19 protein-coding genes are annotated in these 21,718 nt (G+C 47.8%); all 19 read left to right on the top strand.

Translation table 11 applies throughout. From position 1 onward, the window contains the following. Positions 1-104 precede the first annotated feature (104 nt). The 19 genes from dnaE (at position 105) to M3M35_RS01505 (ending at position 21,708) form a co-directional block, all read left to right on the top strand. Positions 105-3,437 (top strand): DNA polymerase III subunit alpha, encoded by a 3,333-nt coding sequence (gene dnaE / locus M3M35_RS01595; RefSeq protein ID WP_252750280.1) that lies wholly within the window; start codon positions 105-107, stop codon positions 3,435-3,437. A 113-nt stretch (positions 3,438-3,550) separates the two neighbouring features. After that, the gene (pyk, locus tag M3M35_RS01590) at positions 3,551-5,311 is read left to right on the top strand and encodes a pyruvate kinase (protein ID WP_252750279.1); all 1,761 of its coding nucleotides are present in this window, start codon (positions 3,551-3,553) and stop codon (positions 5,309-5,311) included. A 112-nt stretch (positions 5,312-5,423) separates the two neighbouring features. Continuing rightward, positions 5,424-6,299 carry a CvfB family protein gene (locus tag M3M35_RS01585; RefSeq protein WP_252750667.1) on the top strand — a complete coding sequence of 292 codons (876 nt, stop codon included), beginning with the start codon at positions 5,424-5,426 and terminating at the stop codon, positions 6,297-6,299. Continuing rightward, positions 6,292-7,179 carry a site-specific tyrosine recombinase XerD gene (gene xerD / locus M3M35_RS01580; RefSeq protein ID WP_252750278.1) on the top strand — a complete coding sequence of 296 codons (888 nt, stop codon included), beginning with the start codon at positions 6,292-6,294 and terminating at the stop codon, positions 7,177-7,179. The genes M3M35_RS01585 and xerD overlap by 8 nt, the downstream gene beginning before the upstream one ends. 15 nt (positions 7,180-7,194) lie before the next feature. Continuing rightward, positions 7,195-7,554 carry a riboflavin biosynthesis protein RibT gene (locus tag M3M35_RS01575; RefSeq protein WP_252750277.1) on the top strand — a complete coding sequence of 120 codons (360 nt, stop codon included), beginning with the start codon at positions 7,195-7,197 and terminating at the stop codon, positions 7,552-7,554. Further along, positions 7,547-8,287, top strand: coding sequence for a segregation and condensation protein A (locus M3M35_RS01570; RefSeq protein WP_252750276.1), 741 nt, complete (start codon positions 7,547-7,549; stop codon positions 8,285-8,287). The genes M3M35_RS01575 and M3M35_RS01570 overlap by 8 nt, the downstream gene beginning before the upstream one ends. Then, complete coding sequence (gene scpB, locus M3M35_RS01565) at positions 8,277-8,837, top strand: SMC-Scp complex subunit ScpB (protein ID WP_252750275.1); 561 nt, start codon at positions 8,277-8,279, stop codon at positions 8,835-8,837. The genes M3M35_RS01570 and scpB overlap by 11 nt, the downstream gene beginning before the upstream one ends. Beyond that, entirely contained in the window at positions 8,834-9,583 is a 750-nt protein-coding gene (locus M3M35_RS01560; protein WP_252750274.1) for a pseudouridine synthase, read from the top strand. Before scpB ends, M3M35_RS01560 begins: the two co-directional genes overlap by 4 nt. Further along, positions 9,573-10,139: an ECF transporter S component gene (locus M3M35_RS01555; RefSeq protein WP_252750273.1), complete on the top strand. Its 567-nt coding sequence runs from the start codon at positions 9,573-9,575 to the stop codon at positions 10,137-10,139. The genes M3M35_RS01560 and M3M35_RS01555 overlap by 11 nt, the downstream gene beginning before the upstream one ends. Continuing rightward, a complete protein-coding gene (locus M3M35_RS01550; RefSeq protein ID WP_252750272.1) occupies positions 10,139-11,209 on the top strand; it encodes a helix-turn-helix domain-containing protein in 1,071 nt (356 codons plus the stop codon). The genes M3M35_RS01555 and M3M35_RS01550 overlap by 1 nt, the downstream gene beginning before the upstream one ends. Next, on the top strand, positions 11,178-12,590 hold the full coding sequence (locus M3M35_RS01545) for a RecQ family ATP-dependent DNA helicase (protein WP_252750271.1): 1,413 nt from the start codon (positions 11,178-11,180) through the stop codon (positions 12,588-12,590). The genes M3M35_RS01550 and M3M35_RS01545 overlap by 32 nt, the downstream gene beginning before the upstream one ends. A 52-nt stretch (positions 12,591-12,642) precedes the next feature. Then, on the top strand, positions 12,643-13,311 hold the full coding sequence (locus tag M3M35_RS01540) for a LysM peptidoglycan-binding domain-containing protein (RefSeq protein WP_252750270.1): 669 nt from the start codon (positions 12,643-12,645) through the stop codon (positions 13,309-13,311). Positions 13,312-13,324: 13 nt separating this feature from the next. Next, positions 13,325-14,014 (top strand): (d)CMP kinase, encoded by a 690-nt coding sequence (gene cmk / locus M3M35_RS01535; RefSeq protein ID WP_252750269.1) that lies wholly within the window; start codon positions 13,325-13,327, stop codon positions 14,012-14,014. Positions 14,015-14,097: 83 nt separating this feature from the next. Then, positions 14,098-15,306, top strand: a complete 1,209-nt coding sequence (rpsA, locus tag M3M35_RS01530) for a 30S ribosomal protein S1 (RefSeq protein ID WP_252750268.1) — start codon at positions 14,098-14,100, stop codon at positions 15,304-15,306. 64 nt (positions 15,307-15,370) lie between these two features. Then, positions 15,371-16,678: a ribosome biogenesis GTPase Der gene (gene der, locus M3M35_RS01525; protein WP_252750267.1), complete on the top strand. Its 1,308-nt coding sequence runs from the start codon at positions 15,371-15,373 to the stop codon at positions 16,676-16,678. 179 nt (positions 16,679-16,857) lie between these two features. Beyond that, the gene (locus M3M35_RS01520; RefSeq protein ID WP_252750266.1) at positions 16,858-17,133 is read left to right on the top strand and encodes an HU family DNA-binding protein; all 276 of its coding nucleotides are present in this window, start codon (positions 16,858-16,860) and stop codon (positions 17,131-17,133) included. A 69-nt stretch (positions 17,134-17,202) separates the two neighbouring features. Then, on the top strand, positions 17,203-18,468 hold the full coding sequence (locus tag M3M35_RS01515; RefSeq protein WP_252750265.1) for a tetratricopeptide repeat protein: 1,266 nt from the start codon (positions 17,203-17,205) through the stop codon (positions 18,466-18,468). Between the two features lie 94 nt (positions 18,469-18,562). Then, positions 18,563-19,804, top strand: a complete 1,242-nt coding sequence (locus M3M35_RS01510) for a CCA tRNA nucleotidyltransferase (protein WP_252750264.1) — start codon at positions 18,563-18,565, stop codon at positions 19,802-19,804. Continuing rightward, on the top strand, positions 19,798-21,708 hold the full coding sequence (locus tag M3M35_RS01505) for an ABC-F family ATP-binding cassette domain-containing protein (protein WP_252750263.1): 1,911 nt from the start codon (positions 19,798-19,800) through the stop codon (positions 21,706-21,708). Before M3M35_RS01510 ends, M3M35_RS01505 begins: the two co-directional genes overlap by 7 nt. The last annotated feature ends 10 nt before the right edge of the window (positions 21,709-21,718 follow it).

The raw sequence follows: 21,718 nt of genomic DNA, 5'->3' as shown, positions 1-21,718 counted from the left end.
TATCACTAATTATTAAAATTGCAATTAGGAGCCGGGAGAAAAGGAAGTTCGCGGTGGTCTGCTATAATTAAGAAGAAGCAAATTAACGAAGGGAGCGGTCGCTGATGGCGTATGCACCATTACAAAATATTAGTTCCTACAGCTTATTGCAAAGTACAACTAAGTTACCAGACCTAGTTTCCGCTGCAAAGGAGAAGGGTTATAACGCCGTGGCTTTAACCGATCAAAATGTGATGTACGGAGCCGTAGCGTTTGAAAAGGAAGCCCGACAGCAGGGGCTAAAACCAATCATCGGGTTAAAGCTGACGATTCAAGGAACGGTTTTGACGGAGCACCAGTTTGAGCTAGTGTTATTGGCTAAAAATCAAACCGGGTATCAAAATTTAATGCAGTTGTCGTCACTGGCAATGACGCAACCAGATGCGCTCACGCTGGACCAAATTACCGATTGGTTAACTGATCTGTTTGTGTTACTGCCAGAGAGTAGCGAAGCACTATCACTACTGGACTATGACCGGCCCGCCGATGCCGTTCAAGTCGTCCAGACCTTAACGGCTCTCGCCGATCCGGAGGCCGTCAAACTCGGTCTTCCAATGGATGCCAATGCTGCTATGATCACTGCCCGTCAAGCGGTGGCGGACGACACGCAGACCGAGTTAGTGGCCTTAAATGCCGTTGATTACTTAAAGGCTACCGATTATTTTGACGTACGGGTGCTACGTTCCATTGATACGGGTACGCCACTCGGTTCAATTCCAGAACAACAAGCCCTGTTAGGCGAACACTGGCTCCGACCGGCCCAGGAAGTGGAACAAGCTTACCAACAGCAGTCCCTCCAGGCGGCGTTGGCCGTTAACCAAAAAATTGTGGCGGCCTGTGATGTGCACATTCCCAAGCAAACGCCGCATCTTCCGCGGTTTGCAACGCCTAATCAGGAGTCAGCAATCGCTTACCTTCGAGAGTTGTGTACGAAAGGCTTAGCCGACCGGCTACACCAGGATCCTCCCGCGGCCTATACCGAGCGGTTGCAACATGAACTGGACGTTATTGACCGGATGGGCTTTAGCGACTACTTTTTGATTGTGTGGGATGTCATTAATTTTGCCCACCAGCAGCATATTATTACGGGACCAGGCCGGGGCTCTGCCGCCGGGTCGTTAGTGGCCTACGTTTTACGGATTACTGATGTCGACCCAATTAAGTACGATCTGTTGTTTGAACGGTTTTTGAACGAGGAACGGGCTCAAATGCCAGATATTGACATGGATATTCCGGATGACCAACGTGATGAAATTCTGCAGTACGTGCATGATCGTTACGGGGACACCCACGTAGCCCAAATTATTACCTTTGGGACCCTCGGGGCCAAGCAAGCAATTCGTGATGTGGGCCGGGTCTTTGGAATGCGTCCCGAACAAATGAACCAGTGGAGCGCCGCGATTCCTAATCATTTGCACCAAACCCTGAGCAACGCTTTACAGGAGTCCCAAAAGTTACAAAACCTCATTGCAGATCAACCGTTGAACGAGACCCTGTTTAAAACGGCGCAACAGTTAGAGGGCTTACCCCGGCACTACTCGACCCACGCGGCCGGGGTCATTTTAAGTGACCAACCAATCGTGGAAAAGGCGCCGGTTCAGTCTGGAAACGAAGGGTTACTTATGACCCAATACTCAAAGTATTACGTTGAAGATGTGGGCCTGTTAAAAATTGATTTCCTGGGGTTACGGAACCTCTCCATCATGGCGAACATCTTACAAATCGTGCACGACCAACTGGATGTCGACTTTGACGTGACTAAAATTGACCTTAATGATCCCCAGACCATGGAGCTATTTCAAGCTGGTCGCACCAACGGCGTGTTTCAGTTTGAATCCAGTGGGATTAAACAAGTACTACGCCGGATGCACCCGGACCGCTTCGAACTAATTGCAGCGGTCAACGCCTTGTATCGTCCGGGTCCCATGGAAAACATTGATACTTTCATTAAACGAAAAAATGGCCAAGAAGAATACCATTACCAAAATGCGGCCATTCAAAAGATTTTGGGTTCAACCTATGGCATCATTGTTTATCAAGAACAAGTCATGCAGTTGGCCGCTACGATGGCGGGCTTTTCACTGGGACAAGCCGACGTGTTACGACGGGCCATGAGTAAGAAGCACCATCAAGAAATGGAGTCGATGCGGGAACGCTTTATCTCAGGCTCCGTGCACAACGGCTATTCGCAGGAAACGGCGGAGCAAACGTTTGCCTACATTGAACAGTTTGCCAGCTATGGCTTTAATAAATCCCATGCGGTTGCCTACAGTAAAATGGCGGTTGAGCTGGCTTATTTAAAGGCGCACTTTCCAGGGCCCTTCTTCACAGCCCTCTTAAATTCAGTCTTAGGAAATCAGGTTAAGATTAGAAATTACATTCAAGAAGCCAAGGACGATGGCATTTCTGTGTTGCCGCCAGACATTAACCGGAGCGAGCTTGATTTTACGTATCAAGATCAAGGAATTCGGTTTGGTTTGCGAGCGGTGAAGGGGTTACGTTCCGATCTGATGCAAGCCCTCATTACGACGCGCAAGGAGGAGGGCGACTTTCGTGATCTAAACGATGTAATCCAACGGCTGCCACAGAAATTTCGCAAGGTGGAACCCTTACAAACCTTAGCCGCAGTCGGAGCATTCGATCAGTTTGGCTATAACCGGCGGGAGTTGAGCGAAGCTATTCCAAAGTTTATCAGTGCCGCTGATTTATCGGGATCCCTGTTAGCTTCAATCCCAGGCATGGAGGTTGAGATTCAGCGCAAAGCGGATTGGCCTGATTGGCAAAAAATTAACTACGAAAGCGAGTACCTAGGGACCTTTTTGTCTGGACATCCGGTGGAACGCTATGACCAACTGAAACAGAGTCGGGACGCCTTACGTAGCAACCAATTAAGGGCCGGGCAACAACACGTTAACCTCGTGCTATTAGTGAATCACATCAAGAGCATTCGGACTAAAAAAGGCCAACTAATGGCCTTTGTGACGGCCTCTGATCAATTTGGGGAGGTCGATTTAACCCTCTTTCCGAACGTTTATCAAGCGGCCCAGGAGTGGTTACAACCAAACCAAGTGGTCTTGGTGACTGGGAATGTCGAAGAACGTCGGGGCTTACAGGTGGTGGTGGATCAACTCCAACCAGCTGCAAACGTTGTGCACCAGCAAACGACCAGCTCAAAACGCCTCTTTTTACAAATTCTTCCGACCCAGGAGCAACCAACGCAATTGCAACACTTGCAGGCGGTGTTACAAGCGCATCCCGGATCGGTTCCTGTGATTTTGTACTGGGCGAGTTCCAAGCAACGGCAACTGTTGCCAAAGGCATGGCAAGTCGATCCCAGTCCGGACGTTCTGGACCAACTACAGGCATTGTTAGGGACGAAGAACGTGGTCTTAAAATGATTTTTAGTTGAATACAGACAGCGCCCGTGAAAAGTGATACAATGAAAACGAAATTCAATAAAGGCAAGTTAAACTGGAGACAGTTTGCTTACAAAAAAGGAGAGCTTTTACTTATGAAGAGAACAAAAATCGTAAGTACACTTGGACCAGCTTCAAACGACGTTGATACGATTACAACGTTGTTAAATAGTGGTGCAAATGTTTTTCGTTTCAACTTTTCCCATGGAGACCATGAAGAACACCTATCACGGATGAACATGGTGAAAGAAGCTGAAAAGAGAACTGGAAAGATTGCTGGGATTCTCTTGGATACCAAGGGAGCCGAAATTCGGACGACGAAACAAGCCGATGGCAAGATTGAATTCAAGACGGGTGACCAATTCCGGATTTCTATGGATGATAGCCTTGAAGGTACGAAAGACAAGATTGCCGTAACTTATCCAGGACTTTACGATGATGTTAAAGTTGGTGGTCAAGTTCTCTTTGATGATGGTTTGGTCGGAACGAAGATTCTGGAAAAGGATGACCAAAACCGTGAACTAGTGGTGGAAGTTACGAACAACGGAGTTTTAGGTTCCCGTAAAGGGGTTAATGCTCCCGGTGTTTCCATCAACTTACCAGGAATTACCGAAAAGGATTCGGATGACATTCGTTTCGGTTGTGACCACGGCATTAACTACATTGCCGCTTCATTTGTACGGAAACCCCAAGACATCATGGACATTCGGGCTTTGTTGGAAGAAAAGAACATGCAAGACGTTCAAATCTTCCCTAAGATTGAATCCCAAGAAGGAATTGACAACTTCCCAGAAATCTTAAAGGTTTCTGATGGGTTGATGATTGCCCGGGGTGACATGGGAGTTGAAATTCCCCCAGAAAACGTTCCCGCAGTACAAAAACGGTTGATTAAGATGTGTAATGAAGCTGGTAAGCCAGTGATTACTGCAACCCAAATGCTCGATTCAATGCAGGACGAACCACGGCCAACGCGGGCTGAAGTTTCTGACGTGGCTAACGCCGTTTACGATGGGACGGATGCTACGATGCTGTCTGGTGAAAGTGCCAACGGTGACTACCCAGTTGCTTCCGTTTCAATGATGGCTCGGATTGACGAAGTTTCAGACGGACTCTTTAATGAATTCGGAACTCCACGTCCTGTCTTTCAAGATGGTGATGTAACTGAAGCACTCGGTGAATCAGTCGCTCGGATTGCAAAAGACATGGGAATTCACACGATTGTTGTTGCTACTGGTTCAGGTTACACAGCGCGGATGATTTCTAAGTATCACCCAGATGCTAACATCTTAGCTTTAACCTTTGACGATCGGGTTCGGCGTGGCTTAACGGTTAACTGGGCCGTTAACCCCGTCTTAGTTGAAAAGCCAGAATCCGCAGAAGCAATGGTGAACTTGGCTGTTTCTAAGGCAGTTGAAACTGGCTTAGCACAAGAAGGCGAAGAAATCATCGTTACTACGGGTGTTCCATTAGGTGACGAAGGAACAACGAACACGGTTCGGGTTCAATTAATCGGAACCAAGCTTGCTCAAGGGCAAGGAATTGGGGATGACACCGTAATTGGGAAGGCGGTTGTTGCTGACAACGCCCAAGCTGCTGATGCGAACTCCGTTGAAGGTAGCGTACTGGTAGTTAAAGATACTAATAAGGATTACCTGCCAGCCATGAAGAAGGCCAGTGCCATCGTGGTTGAAACCGGTGGTTTAACTTCTTACGCTGCGGTTATTGGAATTTCATTGGATGTTCCCGTAATTGTTGCTGCTCACAACGCGACGTCTACGATTACCGATGGTGAATTGGTAACGGTTGATGCTCGGCGTGGAGTAGTTTACCAAGGTAACCAAGTTAAGAATGATTAATTAAATTTTATTTAAGAAAAAGGTCGCTGAATTTTTTCGGCGGCCTTTTTCTTTGGTATAATGAAGAAAATTAACTGATCTTACTGAACGGATGCATAAATTGGAGAACAACATGAATAAGCAACTGGGAACGGTCATTACGACCACGGTAACTGACGAAAATGCGACGGAATACTTCGTCCAAAGCGAGGGACTAACCTACTCCCTGGCGAAATCAGAAATTAAAAAACCGCTAAAACTAGGAAGCACCTTTCGGGGGTTTGCCTATGAAAATGAGCAGCATCACCTGCGGATTACCCGGCAAATTCCTGCGATCGGGTTTGATCAGTATGGCTGGGGAACCGTGGTGAGTAAAAAATTTGGCCTGGGCGTGTTTGTTGATCTGGGGCTCCCCGACAAGGACTTAGCCGTCTCGATGGATGATTTACCCGCCATGCGTTCCCTTTGGCCGGACGTCGGGGATCAGTTATTAGTGGCCTTACGGCGGGACAGCAAGGGCCGACTGTGGGGCGAATTGGCCGATGAAGAGGTCTTTAAAGCAATTTCACAGCCAGCAACTAATCCAAAGTTAAAAAATCGGACCGTCAAGGCCCGGGTAATCAACCCGAAAAAAATGGGGACTCAGGTGCTAACCGACCAGTACCAGTTGGGCTTTATTGACCGTTCCGAAGTAGAGCAAGAACCCCGGTTGGGGGAACTAATCACCGCTCGGATTATTGGAATTCGCCCCAATAAAACCGTCTACCTCTCGATGCGGCCCCGGGCTTACGAGGCCATTTCCGATGATGCTGAAATGATTTATCGGACGCTTGCGATGCGGGCGGATCATTTTTTACCGTACAACGATCATAGTGATCCAGAAGCCATTCAAACGTACTTCGGAATCAGCAAGAGTCAGTTCAAGCGGGCACTGGGGAACCTGTTTAAACGCCATCAAATCAACATTACCGCTACTGGAATTCAACTCGTGGAGGACCAGCGTGAATGAGCAACTGGAAAATTATTTACATTATCTCGTGGTCGAACGGGGGCTTTCGGACAACTCGATTAAGAGTTACCGTCAGGATTTAACCCAATTTGCTACGTATTTAGCTGACCAGCAGGTGAGTAGCTGGGCAGCAGTGGATCAGTTTACGGTGTTAAGTTATTTAGAGCAGGAAAAGCAGGGGGGCAAGGCCCGGAATTCTGTAATTCACAGTGTTTCCTCCCTGCGGAAGTTTTTCCAATATTTGATGCGTTTACAGGTCATTCCGGTTGATCCAATGCAAAAAATTGCCACCCCCAAACGGGGCACTCATCTGCCGTCCGTGTTGACCGAACAGGAAACGGACCGCTTATTAGCAGTCCCACCGGTTAATCGCAAACTCGGAAAGCGGGATCGAGCCATCCTCGAGGTGTTGTATGCAACTGGACTCCGGGTTTCTGAGCTGGTTAACTTGAAGTTGCAGGATTTGCATTTGGAAATGAACTTGATCCAAACGTTAGGGAAAGGTGATAAGGAGCGCATTGTGCCAATCGATGCGGTCGCCATTCACTGGCTAACCACATATTTAGAAACTGTCCGCCCCGAGTTGTTAAAACAAAGGCGGAGTCCCTATGTGTTTTTAAACGCCCATGGGGGGCAATTGAGTCGGCAAAGTGTGTGGAAATTATTAAAGCAGACGGCGGCGCAGGCGGGGATTCAGAAAAACATCACGCCCCATACGTTGCGCCATACGTTTGCCACCCGGTTGTTAGAGCACGGGGCCGACTTGCGTACGGTCCAAGAATTGCTGGGTCATGCTGATCTATCCACCACCCAAATTTATACCCACGTTTCGCATGAGCATTTGACGAGTGAATACCAAAAATACCATCCACGTGCGTAATTAGAGGAGGTCGCAATGCTATATAAATATCGCCCAGAACATGAAAAAGTGATTTTAGGCATTTTAACGTTAACCCGGCGGACCGAACAGGTGCACTACCTTCCAGAGGAGCTGGCCTGGTACGCAGACAGTAAGAAGCGGAATCTTTACCTGTGGAAAGACCAGTTTGATAACTGGGCGGGGGTGATTGGAGTGGAGGTTACCCATCACTGTTTGTTGGTGCGCAAGATCATTCTAACCCCGGATGCGGAGACTTATTTCAACGTTTTTCGGATTTTAGATAACATTCGCAAGTTATATCCGAACCAGCCGGTGATTGGGACCCTCCAAAACCAAGAAGTAATTACCCGGTGGGAGCGCACGACGAATGAGTAAGGACACTTTGAAACTGCATTTGACAGATTTTGATGGCCCGCTCGAGCTGTTACTCCATTTGATTAAAGAAGCGCAAATGGACATTTATGACATTAACATTAAAGACATCACCGACCAGTACTTTCAATATCTACAGCAAATGGAGCAGATGCAGTTAGAGATTGCCGGCTCGTTTTTTGTCATGGCGGCCAATCTCATGCGCATTAAATCGCAGTGGTTGCTAGCAGAAGAGATCGATGATGGTGAACCAGAGGAAGATCCACGAGAGGATCTGGTTAACCAATTGTTAGAATACCGACGCTATCAAAAGGCCGCGCACACGCTTCAGCAGCGGGAACAACACCGGCAACGCATTTATTCGGTTCCAGCGGTGCAGAGTACCACTGACGTTGAAATTGAACCGAACGAATTTGAAGTGGCCAGCTTAGTGGGAACTTGGCAGCGAATTTGGCAACGGCAACGTCGAACGGCCGTGGGTCCGGTCAATCAAATTGAAGAGTGGCAGTTTAGTATTCCTACTCAGGCCGCCCGGATTGTGACCCGGCTTAACCAGAAGGGCAACCGGCGACTCGCTTTTTCCGAGTTATATGCCCCCACGGCAGGGTTGGAAGAAGTGGTAACCGACTTTTTGGCGTTGTTAACGTTGGTTAAACGGCAGTTAGTCCGGGTTACGCAACCGGTGGGACGCAATGAAATTATGATTGAAGGTGACAACGCACGCGATGAGCATTAGAGGAAAATTAGAGGCCTTAATTTATGCCGCTGGTGGGGCTGGAATTAAAATTAGTAAATTAGCCGAACTAACGGGGCTTTCGATGGCGGTCGTGCGCGAAAACGTGGTGCAACTCGCACAGACCACGGCAACTGATGACCATGGCGTCATGCTTTACCAAACCGGAGAATTAGTCTGGTTTGGAACGAAACCGGACTACGCTGATGTGGTGCAACAATTGACCGACCAAACGGAATCGTTATTGACCCCTGCCATGCTAGAAACCCTTACAATCGTTGCTTACCAGCAGCCCATTACCAGGGTGCAGGTGGATGAAATTCGGGGGGTCAATAGCGTGGTCTCGTTACGTAATTTACAGAGTTTAGGGTTGATTATCGTTAGTGGGCAAGCTGATGAACCAGGACAACCTAATTTATATCAAACCACCGATTTATTTTTACAGGCGTTTGGGTTGCAAACCCTGCAACAATTGCCTCCGCTACCGGAGAGTGAACCAACTCCTGAGGCGGAAATGTACCGGGAAGATACCGATAAAGGAGATCAGGAATGAGTGAACGATTACAAAAAGTAATGGCCCACGCGGGAGTGGCGTCTCGACGCGCCAGCGAACAACTAATTCAAACGGGCCACGTGCGGGTGAACGGGCAGGTCGTAACCACCCTCGGACAAAAAGTTGAGCCAACTGACCGCATTGAGGTTGACCATAAGCCGATTCATCAGGAAGCGTTAGTCTACTTTTTGCTGAATAAGCCCCGGGGAGTGATTACGTCAGCTGCTGATGAAAAACACCGCAAGACCGTGTTAGATTACTTTAAACATCAAGTTGCAGAACGGATTTATCCGGTTGGTCGACTAGATTACGATACAACCGGAGCATTATTACTTACAAACGATGGGGACCTGGATTATCGCTTAACGCATCCGAAACATGAAATTCCCAAAACGTACGTTGCCAAGGTGACCGGAATCCCGGATGCTACTGATTTTGACCGCTTACGCTCCGGGGTTAAACTTGATGCTAGCCATCAAAGTGCGCCGGCCGAAGTCCGCTTGGTTAAGAAAGCGGGGGCAACGGGGCAAAATGCTGTGATTGAGGTTACCATTCATGAAGGACGGAACCATGAGGTCAAAAACATGTTTCAAGCCATTGGTCATCCAGTTGAAAAACTGAAACGGATTGCCTTTGCGGAACTGAAGTTAGCTGATTTAGAGCCAGGCCAGTGGCGCCCCCTGAACAAACGGGAGCTGCGGAACTTATTTGAACTAACCGAGGGAGGAAGTCGGAATGAAAACTAATAATCAAGAATTAAAGCGGATGGTAGCAATTGCCATGCTCAGTGCGATTGCCTACTTATTAATGTTTGTTTCGTTTCCAATTTTGCCCTACGTGCCCTTTTTAAAGTTAGACTTTGCTGATGTGCCCATTTTACTGGGACTGCTGCTATTAGGTCCGGTCGGGGCCGTGGAAATTACCCTACTTAAGCTGTTTTTATACTGGATGACCATGGGTTTTTCCGTCATTGAACTGGTAGGGTTAATGGGTTCCTTAGTGGCGTCCTTGCTTCTCATTGTTAGTTTTACTTTGTTAAAGAGTTGGCTCTTGGCGGGAAAGCAAAAAACGGTGGCGGCCATTGCCATTAGTGCCGTGGTGCTTGCGCTGGGAATGGGATTGTTAAACTACTTTATCCTGATGCCAGTTTACCTACACGTGGCTGGCTTTCAGCTGTCCATTTCACTGCCCAAATTGATTTTAATTGGAGTCATTCCGTTTAACCTGATCAAAGGAGCCCTCGATGGGACGCTCCTCGTATTAATTTACGGACGTTTACGTCATTGGATTGCGCACCGCTAATGCTGACGATTGAGCAAGCACTGGCCCTGGTGCTGTTAGCTGAAAAGCAACCCCGGCGTCACCGGTCGTTAACCAATTTAGTTCGGGGCAAACGGACCGTTGCAACCCTCTACTGGGGCTTTCGCTATCAGTGGCTGGGGGTGCTAGGGATTGGGCGCTATCTTGCAATTCAGGAGCTGCCCTTTGCTAGTTTGCGACACCAGCAGCTGGTGGCTGTTGACCACGAACAGGACTACCTAACCCCGGCCGGGTTAAACCAACAACAGCTGCTTTTCCAGCAGCTTCCCTTGCAGTGGCAAGCAGAATTTCAAACCACTGATTTACAGCGGCTTAAGAGCCGGTTATTATTATTGACCCAGGTAATTTCTGAATTTAACCATCATGAGAACCATTATTTTGCGGTGCGGACCCCGATGCGTGAACGGGTCTGGGTTAAAAATTACTTTTTCCAGTTGGTTCACACGAACCGATTGGCGGAATTTCAGTCCGATTTAACGGCTTTTTTAGCTGCGTTACCAACGCAAACAGCCCAAGTCGTGAGCCATGAACTAGTTGGCTATCACAATAACGGGTGGACGCGGGAGCAAATTGCCCAAGCACTTCGGTTAAATCCACTGGCAGTCGCCTTTATCGAGTTAGCTGCATTGGCTCAACTGGTTCGTTGGAATCGAAACAAGCCGGCGGGGACCCTCGCACCACTTAGTCAAGGATTGCAAAGGGATTTGATTACGAAAAAGGCCCGCCAGACGTTGCAGCTCTATCAAACCAGTCACGATGTAAAGCGGGTCGCAGCGCAACAGCACATTAAGCCGTCAACCGTAGACGAGCATTTACTAGAAAACGCCATCTACGTGCCCCTTGCCCAGTTCCCGTATTCTGACTTTGTGAGTCAAAAAGAAGTGCAGCGGTTGGTTAGGCAATATGGAAATAACGTGGACGACTGGCAGTTTCAGCCCGATCAAGAAGCTGGGTTATCCTTTTTTCAATTTCGGTTAATTCAGATTTGGTTAACGAAGTTAGCCCGAAAGGAAGCAGGTCATGGATCAGCTAACGCAACTGTTACAGAATAAATTCGGTTTTTCCCGGTTTCGTCCCGGCCAGCGGGAGACGCTTGAACGGCTACAACACCGGCAATCGGTCTTGGCCGTTTTGCCGACGGGAGCGGGCAAAACCTTGATTTACCAGTTGTACGGTGCATTGCTTGACCGCCCCGTGGTCATTGTTTCGCCTTTATTATCGCTCATGACCGATCAAGTAGAGCGGATGCAGTATGGGGGTGAGAAACGGGTGGTAGCCCTTAATTCTCAGCAAAGTTGGACAGAACGGCAACAAACGCTGGCGCACCTTTCACAGTACCGATTTATCTTCATTTCTCCTGAAATGTTAGCCAATCAAACGGTGCTGCGCGAACTCCAGCAGTTAGACATCGGTCTCTTTGTGATTGATGAAGCGCACTGTATTTCCCAGTGGGCGGTTGATTTTCGCCCCGACTATTTAGACCTTGGCAAATACTGGCGGGCGTTAGGCACGCCACAACTCTTGTTATTGACCGCAACGGCGTCCCAACGAGTTCAGGATGATATCATCAAGAAATTACAGGCTCCCAATGTGCAAAAGCTGGTCTGGAACGTTGATCGGTCAAACATTTTTCTAGCGGAACAAACGCTGGCAACGGAAACCGCTAAGCAGGACTACCTGGTGAAATTCGTGCAACAAATTACCGGGCCGGGGATTATTTATTTTTCCAGCAAAAAGGTTGCCAACCAAATGACTGCGAAACTCCAGGCAGAAACGGATCTGCAGGTGGCGGCCTATCACGCTGATCTAGACACCGCGGCCCGCTTTACGATTCAACACCAGTTTATGGATGACGAGCTCCAACTAATTTGTGCTACCTCCGCGTTTGGAATGGGGATTGATAAAGCGAACATCCGGTTTGTAGTTCATTACCACTTACCCCAGGATTTAGAAAGTTACATGCAAGAAATTGGGCGAGCTGGTCGGGATGGACACCAGAGCCTTGCTTTACTCCTCTATGTTCCCGGCGACGAACAGTTAAGCTTAACGCTCGTGCAACGAAGCATTCCAACGGAACATGAGTTGGAATTATTTGAACAGCATCAATCCGCTACTTTGAATGAGCAGATTCGGCGGTTGCTGCAGTATTATCATGATCACAACGTTGACCGAACGACGCTGTTACAGGTTTTTCAAGCGGAACGAAAGCGCAAGGAGCAGGCCATTTTGCTGATGGTGCGGTATGCACTGACCACCGAGTGTCGGCGCACGGCATTGCTCAGTCGGTTTTCTAGTACCAAAACCGCTGACTTAACCTGGTGTTGTGATAATGATCAACCGGACTGGACGGTTGATCAGTTAGGGTTAGCGCCCACTGCGCCGGTGGCCGTTCCATTCCGGGATTGGCGGCAAATTATCGCGGAATTATTTTAAGCTTTAAATAACATGATATAATTAAGACATTCAAGAAAGGGAGGCATTTTAATTGGATAAGCAAGAAAAACCGCAAGAACCATGGGATCAATCTTTTGATGGGAAACCAAGTCAAACGAGTACGAACCAAAAAGCCACGCCCGCTTCATCACGGATGGCGCGCCGTAAAAGGCAGGGGAACATTAAGGTGATTGTGACGATTTTGGCTTCCGTAGTCGTGTTAATCGCGTTATTTGCGTTAGCCTTTGGGATGTCAAAGCAGGGCGATTTGAATAGCTCTGCTAAGCCAGCTACTGCCAAGCAAACGAAGCCGGCTAAGCACAAGAAAGCGGCTAAAAAGCAATCTAAACCGGCGAAAAAATCAGCTACCAAGCAAACTGATTCTACCGCCGATCAGGCAGACCAAACTGGGGACACCACCGCAAGTAGTGCTAATGCAGCGCAGAGCGATGATCAGACTGCGCAAAACAAGCAACCAGCGGCCGCTACTACCGCTAATGGTTCCGAACCAGCTAAAGCAACAACGGCAACGGCCACAACGAGTCAGCAGTCGCAAGCAACCAACCAGGCTGCGCCTAAAGATTACGTTGTTGTTCAGCAGCATGAAGGAATTTACCGGGTCGCTAAAAATGCTGGGATTAGCATGCAAGAACTGGAACGGTTGAATGGGTTGACCTCCCAAAGTGTGATTGTTCCCGGTCAAAAACTACGAATCAGATAAGGATTGATGAGGAATGCAGCCACAAGGATTACAAGTTGCCATTGATGGTCCAGCCTCGGCTGGAAAAAGTACCGTTGCTAAAATTGTTGCGCGTAAGTTTGCGTACGTGTATGTCGATACCGGAGCAATGTATCGGACGGTGACCCTGCGGGCCTTACAAGCGCACGTGGATTTGACGAATGAAACTGAAGTACTGGCGGTTTTGCAGCACACCAAGATTACCTTTACCCCAGGCAATCCGGTGCAACACGTGTTTGCGAATCAGGACGAGGTGACAGAAGAAATCCGGTCTGAAACGGTTACTAACCATGTTTCGACGGTTTCGGCTTTACCAGCCATTCGAGCCGCGTTAGTGAAGCGACAGCAAGAACTTGCCAAAGCTGGCGGGATTGTAATGGACGGCCGAGACATCGGCACGACCGTTCTGCCACACGCAGCCGTCAAAGTTTTTCTAGTTGCCAGTGTCAAGGAGCGTGCCGAACGGCGGTATTTAGAAAATCAGGCCAAGGGAATTACGACGAGTTTAAAAACGTTGCAGCAAGAAATTGCGGAACGAGACTACAAAGATTCCCACCGGACCGTATCGCCGTTACGCAAAGCGCCCGACGCCACTGAGATTGATACAACCGCGCTGTCAATTGATGAAGTGGTGGATCGAATTGCCGACTTGATCCGGCAAAAACAGGACCTCACTCAAAAATAAGTGCGGTTCGTGATGTTTTGCTGGTATTCTCTCATCAATTAAGATAAAATGATGATAGAGTAGTTTCAAGGAGGAAATGTTTGATGAGTGAAAATGAAAACAAACAGTTGTTAGATGCGCTTGATAATATCAAGCAGGTAAACGTTGGGGACGTTGTTGACGGTGAAATTTTAGCCGTTGATAACGATCAACAACTAATGGTTGGAATCGAAGGAGCCGGAGTAGAAGGGGTTATTCCTCGTCGCGAAGTTTCTGGTGATCCTGATGAAAACATTGCCGATAACTACAAAGTTGGCGATCAAGTCAAGGTTGTTGTGGTTTCTAAAATTGGTGATGACAAGGAAAACGGTAGTTACTTGTTATCAATTCGCCGGTTAGAAGCTTTGAAGGTTTGGGATGAAATCAAAGACAAAGCTGAAAAAGACGAAACCATCACGGTTAAGGTTACTCGTCCCGTCAAGGGTGGGTTAGTTGTTAACGCTGATGGTGTTCGGGGCTTTATCCCAGCTTCCATGATTACGGATCACTTTGTTAGTGACTTGAACCAATACAAGGGTCAAGAGTTAGAAGTTAAGATCATCGAAGTGGTTCCGGAAGAAAACCGCTTAATTCTTTCTCACCGGGCAATCGCTGAAAAAGACCGGGCTGCTGCTCGTGAAAAGATTATGAGTTCCATTAAACCGGGTGATGTGATTGAAGGAACGGTAGCACGCTTAACGAACTTCGGGGCCTTTATTGACCTTGGTGGGATGGACGGTTTAGTACACATCTCTGAAATTTCCTACGACCACGTTAGCAAGGCTGCTGATGTCTTAGAAGTCGGCGAAAAGGTTAAAGTTAAGGTCTTATCAGTTGATCCAGAACGTGACCGGATTTCGCTTTCCATCAAACAATTACAACCTGGTCCTTGGGATGATATCGAAGAGAAAGCTGCCGTTGGCAGTGTCTTAGACGGAAAAGTTAAACGATTAGTTGACTTTGGTGCCTTTGTCGAAGTCTTTCCTGGCGTGGAAGGTTTGGTTCACATCTCCCAAATTTCACACAAACACATTGATAAACCAAGTGACGTGTTGAAGTCTGGTGATGACATTAAGGTGAAGGTGCTTTCCATCGATCCAGAAGAACACCGGTTGGCATTATCAATGAAGGCTTTAGAAGAAGCTCCTGCTGAAGAAGCAAAGCAAGCTCCAAAGCGGAATGTTGATGATAACTCAACTGCAAATGCTCCTGAAGAAGAAAGTGGTTTTACTTTAGGTGATATTTTAGGTGAAGACATTAATTCGCAAGACTAATTAATTAGAAAAATCCTTCATTTGTTAAAATGGAGGATTTTTTTAGTTTCAAGGAGGAATGAACATGGCAGATCCAACGGTAGCAATTGTCGGGCGCCCGAACGTGGGAAAATCGACGATTTTTAATCGCATTGCTGGGGAACGAATTTCAATCGTAGAGGACACGCCGGGGGTCACTCGTGACCGGATTTATGCCCACGGGGAGTGGTTAGGCCACAACTTTAACTTAATTGATACAGGTGGAATTGAAGTTTCCGACCAACCGTTTATCCAACAAATTACGGCCCAGGCGGAGGTCGCAATTGATGAGGCAGACGTGATTATTTTCATGGTGAACGGCCGCCAGGGAATTACCGATGCTGACGAACGGGTGGCCCAACTGCTGTACAAGGCCGACAAACCGGTGGTGGTAGCGGTCAATAAAATTGATAACTTCGAAAGTCGAGCCGATGTGTATGATTTTTATGCCTTAGGATTTGGCGATCCCTATGCCATTTCCGGAGCGCACGGGCTTGGCCTTGGAGATTTGCTGGATGAAGTCATCAAAAACTTTCCAGAAGTCCCAGATCCAGCTCCTGACGACAGCATTCGCTTTAGTTTAATTGGACGGCCGAACGTCGGCAAATCATCCCTAGTGAACGCGATTTTAGGGGATCAGCGGGTGATTGTCTCAGAGGTGGCCGGAACGACCAGGGATGCGATTGACACCAAATTTGTGCACGATGGGCAGGAATTTACAATCGTTGACACCGCGGGAATTCGAAAACGGGGCAAGGTCTACGAAAAGACGGAAAAATACAGTGTGATGCGAGCAATGAAGGCCATTGACGATAGTAACGTGGTGCTGGTCGTATTAAACGCTGAAGAAGGCATTCGGGAGCAGGATAAGCGCGTGGCGGGCTATGCCCATGAGGCCGGCAAGGGCATCATTATCGTGGTGAACAAGTGGGATACCTTAAAGAAGGATAATCACACGCAACAACAGTTTGAGGCTCAGATTCGCATGGAATTTAAGTATCTAGACTATGCTCCAATCATCTTTGTTTCGGCGAAAACCAAGCAACGGTTACAGCAGTTACCGGCTTTGATTGAGCGCGTTAATGATAACCACGAAAAACGGATTAGTTCGTCAACTCTAAATGAAGTTATTTTGGACGCCGTGGCGATGACGCCTACGCCCACGATCAAGACCCGGAAGCTCCGGATCTACTACGCGACCCAGGTGGCGGTTGCACCACCCACGATCGTTATTTTTGTGAATGACCCGGAACTGCTGCATTTTTCGTATAAGCGGTACTTAGAAAACCAGATTCGGAAGAATTTTGACTTCACCGGGACGCCAATTCACATTATTGCCCGCAGTCGGAAATAAGGTTGGTTTCGCTAGAACTCTTAAGAATGTATTAAAATGGCGTTGCAATCGGCGTTTCCGTGTGCTATCTTTAAATACGAGATGATGCTTGTTTTGTATCATCTGGCGTTCTGATTTGGATGAGAGCGCTTAGAAGTCGATGTTTGAATTCAAACATCTTTTCAGGAGGTGAATCACTCATGGCCAACAAAGCAGAATTAGTAGACGATGTTGCGCAAGCAGCTGGGTTAACTAAAAAGGATGCTACGGCAGCAATGGACGCTGTTTTTGATGCAATCCAAGCACAACTTGCAAAAGGTGAACGTGTTCAATTAATCGGTTTTGGTAGTTTTGAAGTTCGTGAACGTGCTGCACGTAAAGGACGGAACCCACAAACTGGTAAGGAAATTGAAATCCCTGCAAGTAAAGTACCTGCCTTTAAACCTGGTAAAGCTTTAAAGGATGCTGTTAAATAATTAGTTATTTAACGGGAGTCGGTTCGCATGTGCGAACTGGCTTTTTTTGTTGGAAAAGAGAGGTTGACGATGAGTTATTCAGAACAAGCACTAACTGCCTTACAAAATAACGATTTAGATAGTTATCAAAAAAATTTAACCCTAGCGAAAGAGCACGATGACAGTGAACTACTGTTTTCATTAGCAGAAGAGATTTATGCGCTCGGCTTTGCCGATGATGCGCTACAGCTTTACCGTCAGTTGTTAGCAAAATATCCAACTGAAGATCAACTCCGAACTTACATTGCTGACATTCTCATCACTCAGGATGAAACCGACGCGGCCCTAGATTATCTCCACCAGATTCAGCCGGACTCCGAGTTTTATTTAAATTCCCTGTTAGGGCAGGCTGATTTATACCAAACCCAGGGTTTAACGGTGGTTAGCGAACAGAAGTTAAAGGAAGCCCTACAACTTGCTCCGGACGAACCAGTGGTTAAATTTGCCCTGGCGGAACTTTATTTCTCAGAAGGGAAGTACGCCGAGGCGATCCCCTTGTACCTAGCTTTGATTAAGGAGGGGAACCTCAGCCTTTCGAACGTTAATTTAGTGGAACGAATTGGGGTGGCCTATGCCAACGTGGGTAATTTTGAAAATGCGATTGGCTACCTAGAGCAAATTGAACCAGGCGCGATGTCTCCAGACGTCCAGTTTGAAACTGGGTTTACCTACTTTCAACTAGGGGACTTTAAAAAAGCAATCGAACAATTGGAACAATTACGGGCAGTTGATCCCCAGTATAGCTCGCTCTATTTGTACTTAGGTCAGGCACTAGAAGCAGATCAACAGCCAGAAGCCGCCCTTCGGACTTACCAAGAAGGACTCGGCATTGACGAGTATAACGTTTCCCTATACCTGCACGCCGCCAGTCTAGCAGCGAAGCAGGGTCAACCAGAGCAATCCCTGGAGTATCTGCAAAAGGCGCACCAAACTAATCCAGACCAATTAGCGGTTGTAACCCAGTTAGCGGCAGCGTACTTACGGTCCAATCAAAACCAAGCCGTGGTGGACTTATTGACACCTTACCAAGCTGATCATGAAACGGATGCTCAGTTAGAGTGGGATTTAGCGCTCGCCAATTCGCGCTTGGATCATCTAGACGAGGCAATCCACCAATACCAAGCTGCCTATCCGAGTTTTCAGGACGACCCTGACTTTTTGAAGGAATATATTCTCTGCTTACGAGAGGCGGGGCAGGTTCAAGCAACGTTGCCGTTATTGCAACGTTACGTAAAATTAGCTCCAAATGATGATGAAATGATTTACATGTTAGAAGACCTCGAAGACCAATTTTAAGTTAGGAAACTCATCACAGTGGTGGTGGGTTTCTTTGTTTAATTGTTCGATTTAGCCCAGTAAGGTAAAATTTGTTGGTATAATTGAACCAAAGATGAGAAAGAGGGAGCAACCGGTGCGCATTGAAAACCTACCGGCGGCCTTTGTGGACGCCCAACAAGTGTTACAAGTAATCGAACAACATGGCTATGAAGCGTACTTTGTGGGGGGCAGCGTCCGGGATACGTTGTTACACCTGCCTATTCACGACGTGGATTTAGCCACCTCGGCTTATCCAGCCGAAGTAAAACAACTCTTTGCCCGCACCATTGATACAGGAATTGAGCACGGAACCGTGACGGTTCGCTATCATCGCCATAGTTTTGAAATTACCACGTTTCGGACGGAATCCGGGTATCAGGATTATCGCCGGCCCGATCGGGTCACATTTGTACGGTCCTTACAGGCCGATTTAATGCGGCGTGACTTTACGGTCAACGCCCTTGCGATGCGGGAAAATGGGGAAGTGATTGACCTGTTTCACGGCCTTTTTGACCTGCAAGCGCACATTATTCGGGCCGTTGGGGATCCAGACCACCGTTTTCAAGAAGATGCACTGCGGATGATGCGGTCGGTCCGGTTTGGAAGTCAGTTAGATTTTACGATTGAGCCGGTTACCCTAGCGGCCATTCAAACCAACCGGGCGCTACTAGCCAAAATTGCAATCGAACGAATTCACGTGGAATTTGTCAAAATGTTACTGGGTCGAGCTCCATTACGCGGCTTACAGCAGATGTTGACGACTCACTTGCTAGACTATCTACCCGTGTTAAACCAATCCGTTAAGCAACTCACGGAGGTCGTTAACCGTCCACTAGCGCAGCGACTGGCAAATGAAACCCAAGTTTGGAGTTGGCTAGCGGTTAACTTGGGATGGGAAGCCCCCCAAATTCAAAGTACCTTACACGCTTGGAAGAGTTCCAAGCAACTGACGGGAGCGGTGACGAATGTGACCGCTGCCATTCATGCGCTCTTAGAGCAGCACGTAACCAACTGGCAGTTGTATCAAACGGGCGCGACTAGTTTAACGGATGCGGCGCAGGTGGTCGTTGCACTCGGTCATCCGGATCAAACCGCCGCATTACAACAGCGCTATCAGGAACTTCCCATTCACAGTAAGCACGACCTGGCCATTAACGGGAAACAGTTAATTCAAGCCGGAATTAAACCCGGTCCTGCGCTAGGGAACCTGCTAAATTCATTAGAACACCAAGTAGTGGCCGGGACGATTGCAAACGAAACAACGCAGTTGTTGGCGGCTGCTAAACAACAAAGTGAGGCAAACAAAGCATGGTAGAAACGTTACGATCCGAACATTTAACCAAAACGTACGGAGAGAAAACCCTCTTTTGGGACTTGAATTTTATCATCAACGAGCACGATCGAATTGGGTTGATTGGAGCCAATGGGAGTGGGAAATCATCACTCTTAAATGCGATTGCGCAGGTTGATCATGACGTAACGGGCGAAATTGTTACTTCCAAAACCTATACAATTGGATATTTAAAACAGCAGCCGGACTTGCCGGGCGACAAAACGGTGTTAGAAGCGGTTTTTTCCGGAAATCAACCGATTTTCCGGGTGATTCGGCGCTATGAAGACACGCTGGCGGCCTATTCCGCCCATCCCGAATCTCCTGATGCCGAACGGGCTTACCTTGCCGCGGAAGCGAAGATGAATGAGCTGGATGCATGGACGGCGGAAAGCCAGGTCAAAACGATTTTAACCCAACTGAAAATCACGGATTTACACCAAACGATTCAAACGATGTCCGGGGGAATGCAGAAGCGCGTGGGCCTAGCCCAGGTTTTAATTCAATCGCCGAACCTGTTGTTGCTAGATGAACCAACGAATCATTTGGATTTTGAATCGATTGCCTGGCTAGAGCAGTATTTGAGCCGGTATCACGGTTCTTTAATCGTGGTTACTCATGACCGGTACTTCTTAGATCAGGTAACTAACCACATTTGGGAGCTTTCATTTGGAAAATTACACGAATACGATGGGAATTACCAAAGCTACGTGGCACAGAAAGCCGAACGGGTTGACCAAGAATTGGCAGCGGGGCACAAACAGCAACAACTGTATAAGCAGGAGTTGCAGTGGATGAAAGCTGGTGCCAAAGCCCGCTCGACCAAGCAAAACGCCCGGATTGAACGCTTTCAAGCCCTGAAGCAGGAAGTTGACCAGGGAACCCCAGTGGAAAGCGACGTCAACATTAGCATGGGCCAACAGCGCCTGGGTAAAAAAGTGATTGAAATGAAGGACGTTAATCTTACCGTCGCCGATCATCCGATTTTACGGGACTTTAGTTTGATTGTCCAAAACGGGCAACGCCTCGGAATCAGCGGGGAAAATGGGACCGGAAAATCCAGTTTTTTAAATGCGATTGCGGGGAAGTTACCGCTTGATTCCGGTACGATTGAACTGGGAGCAACGGTAAAATTAGGCTACTATACCCAGCAAATGGAACCAATTCCGGACGATAAGCGGGTGATCAATTACCTCACGGATGTGGGGCAAAAAGTGGTTGATAAGGACGGCAATCAAATTAGTGTCACTAACTTGCTGGAACAGTTTCTATTTCCCAAAGCCACCCACGGCACCTTGATTCGGAAGCTCTCGGGGGGCGAAAAACGCCGCCTCTACCTCTTAAAACTCCTGATGGAACAACCAAACGTCCTGTTACTAGATGAACCGACTAACAATTTGGACATTGGAACGCTCACCGTCTTAGAAAATTACATTGAAAACTTCAACGGCACGACGATTACGGTGTCTCACGATCGGTACTTTTTGGATAAGGTCGCCGATCAATTGTTGATGTTTAAAGGGAACGCCCAGATTGACCGGTACACGGGGTCATTAAGTAGCTACCTAGCGGAACAACAGGAAACCAAAACCGCCCCTAATCAGGAGAAGCCAGCTGGCTCGACTGCAGAAAAACCCACGAAGGCGCCGAAGCAACCTGCGGAAAAAACAAAGTTAACCTACGCGGAAAAATTGGAATGGGATCAGTTGGACCAAAAACTAGCTGACAACGAGGCTGCAATCAGCGCCGTGCAAGAGCAAATGCAGGCGAATGCGGCTGATTACAATAAATTGGCCGAACTACAACGGCAGTTAGACGATTTGAATGCCGAGGGGGACCAACTGGTAGCCCGCTGGGAGTATCTAAGTCAGTACGTTGATGAAGACTAGGCACGGAGGA

The sequence above is a fragment of the Fructilactobacillus myrtifloralis genome (assembly GCF_024029335.1).
Classification (GTDB): Bacteria; Bacillota; Bacilli; order Lactobacillales; family Lactobacillaceae; genus Fructilactobacillus; species Fructilactobacillus myrtifloralis.
Note: the sequence above shows the minus strand (reverse complement) of the source record. Positions and strands in the feature narration are given on the sequence as shown.

Excerpts from the sequence above, each read along its gene's own strand:
- dnaE (WP_252750280.1), top strand. The coding sequence starts at position 105 with ATGGCGTATGCACCATTACAAAATATTAGTTCCTACAGCTTATTGCAA.
- pyk (WP_252750279.1), top strand. The coding sequence starts at position 3,551 with ATGAAGAGAACAAAAATCGTAAGTACACTTGGACCAGCTTCAAACGAC.
- M3M35_RS01585 (WP_252750667.1), top strand. The coding sequence starts at position 5,424 with ATGAATAAGCAACTGGGAACGGTCATTACGACCACGGTAACTGACGAA.
- M3M35_RS01575 (WP_252750277.1), top strand. The coding sequence starts at position 7,195 with ATGCTATATAAATATCGCCCAGAACATGAAAAAGTGATTTTAGGCATT.
- M3M35_RS01570 (WP_252750276.1), top strand. The coding sequence starts at position 7,547 with ATGAGTAAGGACACTTTGAAACTGCATTTGACAGATTTTGATGGCCCG.
- scpB (WP_252750275.1), top strand. The coding sequence starts at position 8,277 with ATGAGCATTAGAGGAAAATTAGAGGCCTTAATTTATGCCGCTGGTGGG.
- M3M35_RS01560 (WP_252750274.1), top strand. The coding sequence starts at position 8,834 with ATGAGTGAACGATTACAAAAAGTAATGGCCCACGCGGGAGTGGCGTCT.
- M3M35_RS01555 (WP_252750273.1), top strand. The coding sequence starts at position 9,573 with ATGAAAACTAATAATCAAGAATTAAAGCGGATGGTAGCAATTGCCATG.
- M3M35_RS01550 (WP_252750272.1), top strand. The coding sequence starts at position 10,139 with ATGCTGACGATTGAGCAAGCACTGGCCCTGGTGCTGTTAGCTGAAAAG.
- M3M35_RS01545 (WP_252750271.1), top strand. The coding sequence starts at position 11,178 with ATGGATCAGCTAACGCAACTGTTACAGAATAAATTCGGTTTTTCCCGG.
- cmk (WP_252750269.1), top strand. The coding sequence starts at position 13,325 with ATGCAGCCACAAGGATTACAAGTTGCCATTGATGGTCCAGCCTCGGCT.
- rpsA (WP_252750268.1), top strand. The coding sequence starts at position 14,098 with ATGAGTGAAAATGAAAACAAACAGTTGTTAGATGCGCTTGATAATATC.
- der (WP_252750267.1), top strand. The coding sequence starts at position 15,371 with ATGGCAGATCCAACGGTAGCAATTGTCGGGCGCCCGAACGTGGGAAAA.
- M3M35_RS01520 (WP_252750266.1), top strand. The coding sequence starts at position 16,858 with ATGGCCAACAAAGCAGAATTAGTAGACGATGTTGCGCAAGCAGCTGGG.
- M3M35_RS01515 (WP_252750265.1), top strand. The coding sequence starts at position 17,203 with ATGAGTTATTCAGAACAAGCACTAACTGCCTTACAAAATAACGATTTA.
- M3M35_RS01510 (WP_252750264.1), top strand. The coding sequence starts at position 18,563 with ATGAGAAAGAGGGAGCAACCGGTGCGCATTGAAAACCTACCGGCGGCC.
- M3M35_RS01505 (WP_252750263.1), top strand. The coding sequence starts at position 19,798 with ATGGTAGAAACGTTACGATCCGAACATTTAACCAAAACGTACGGAGAG.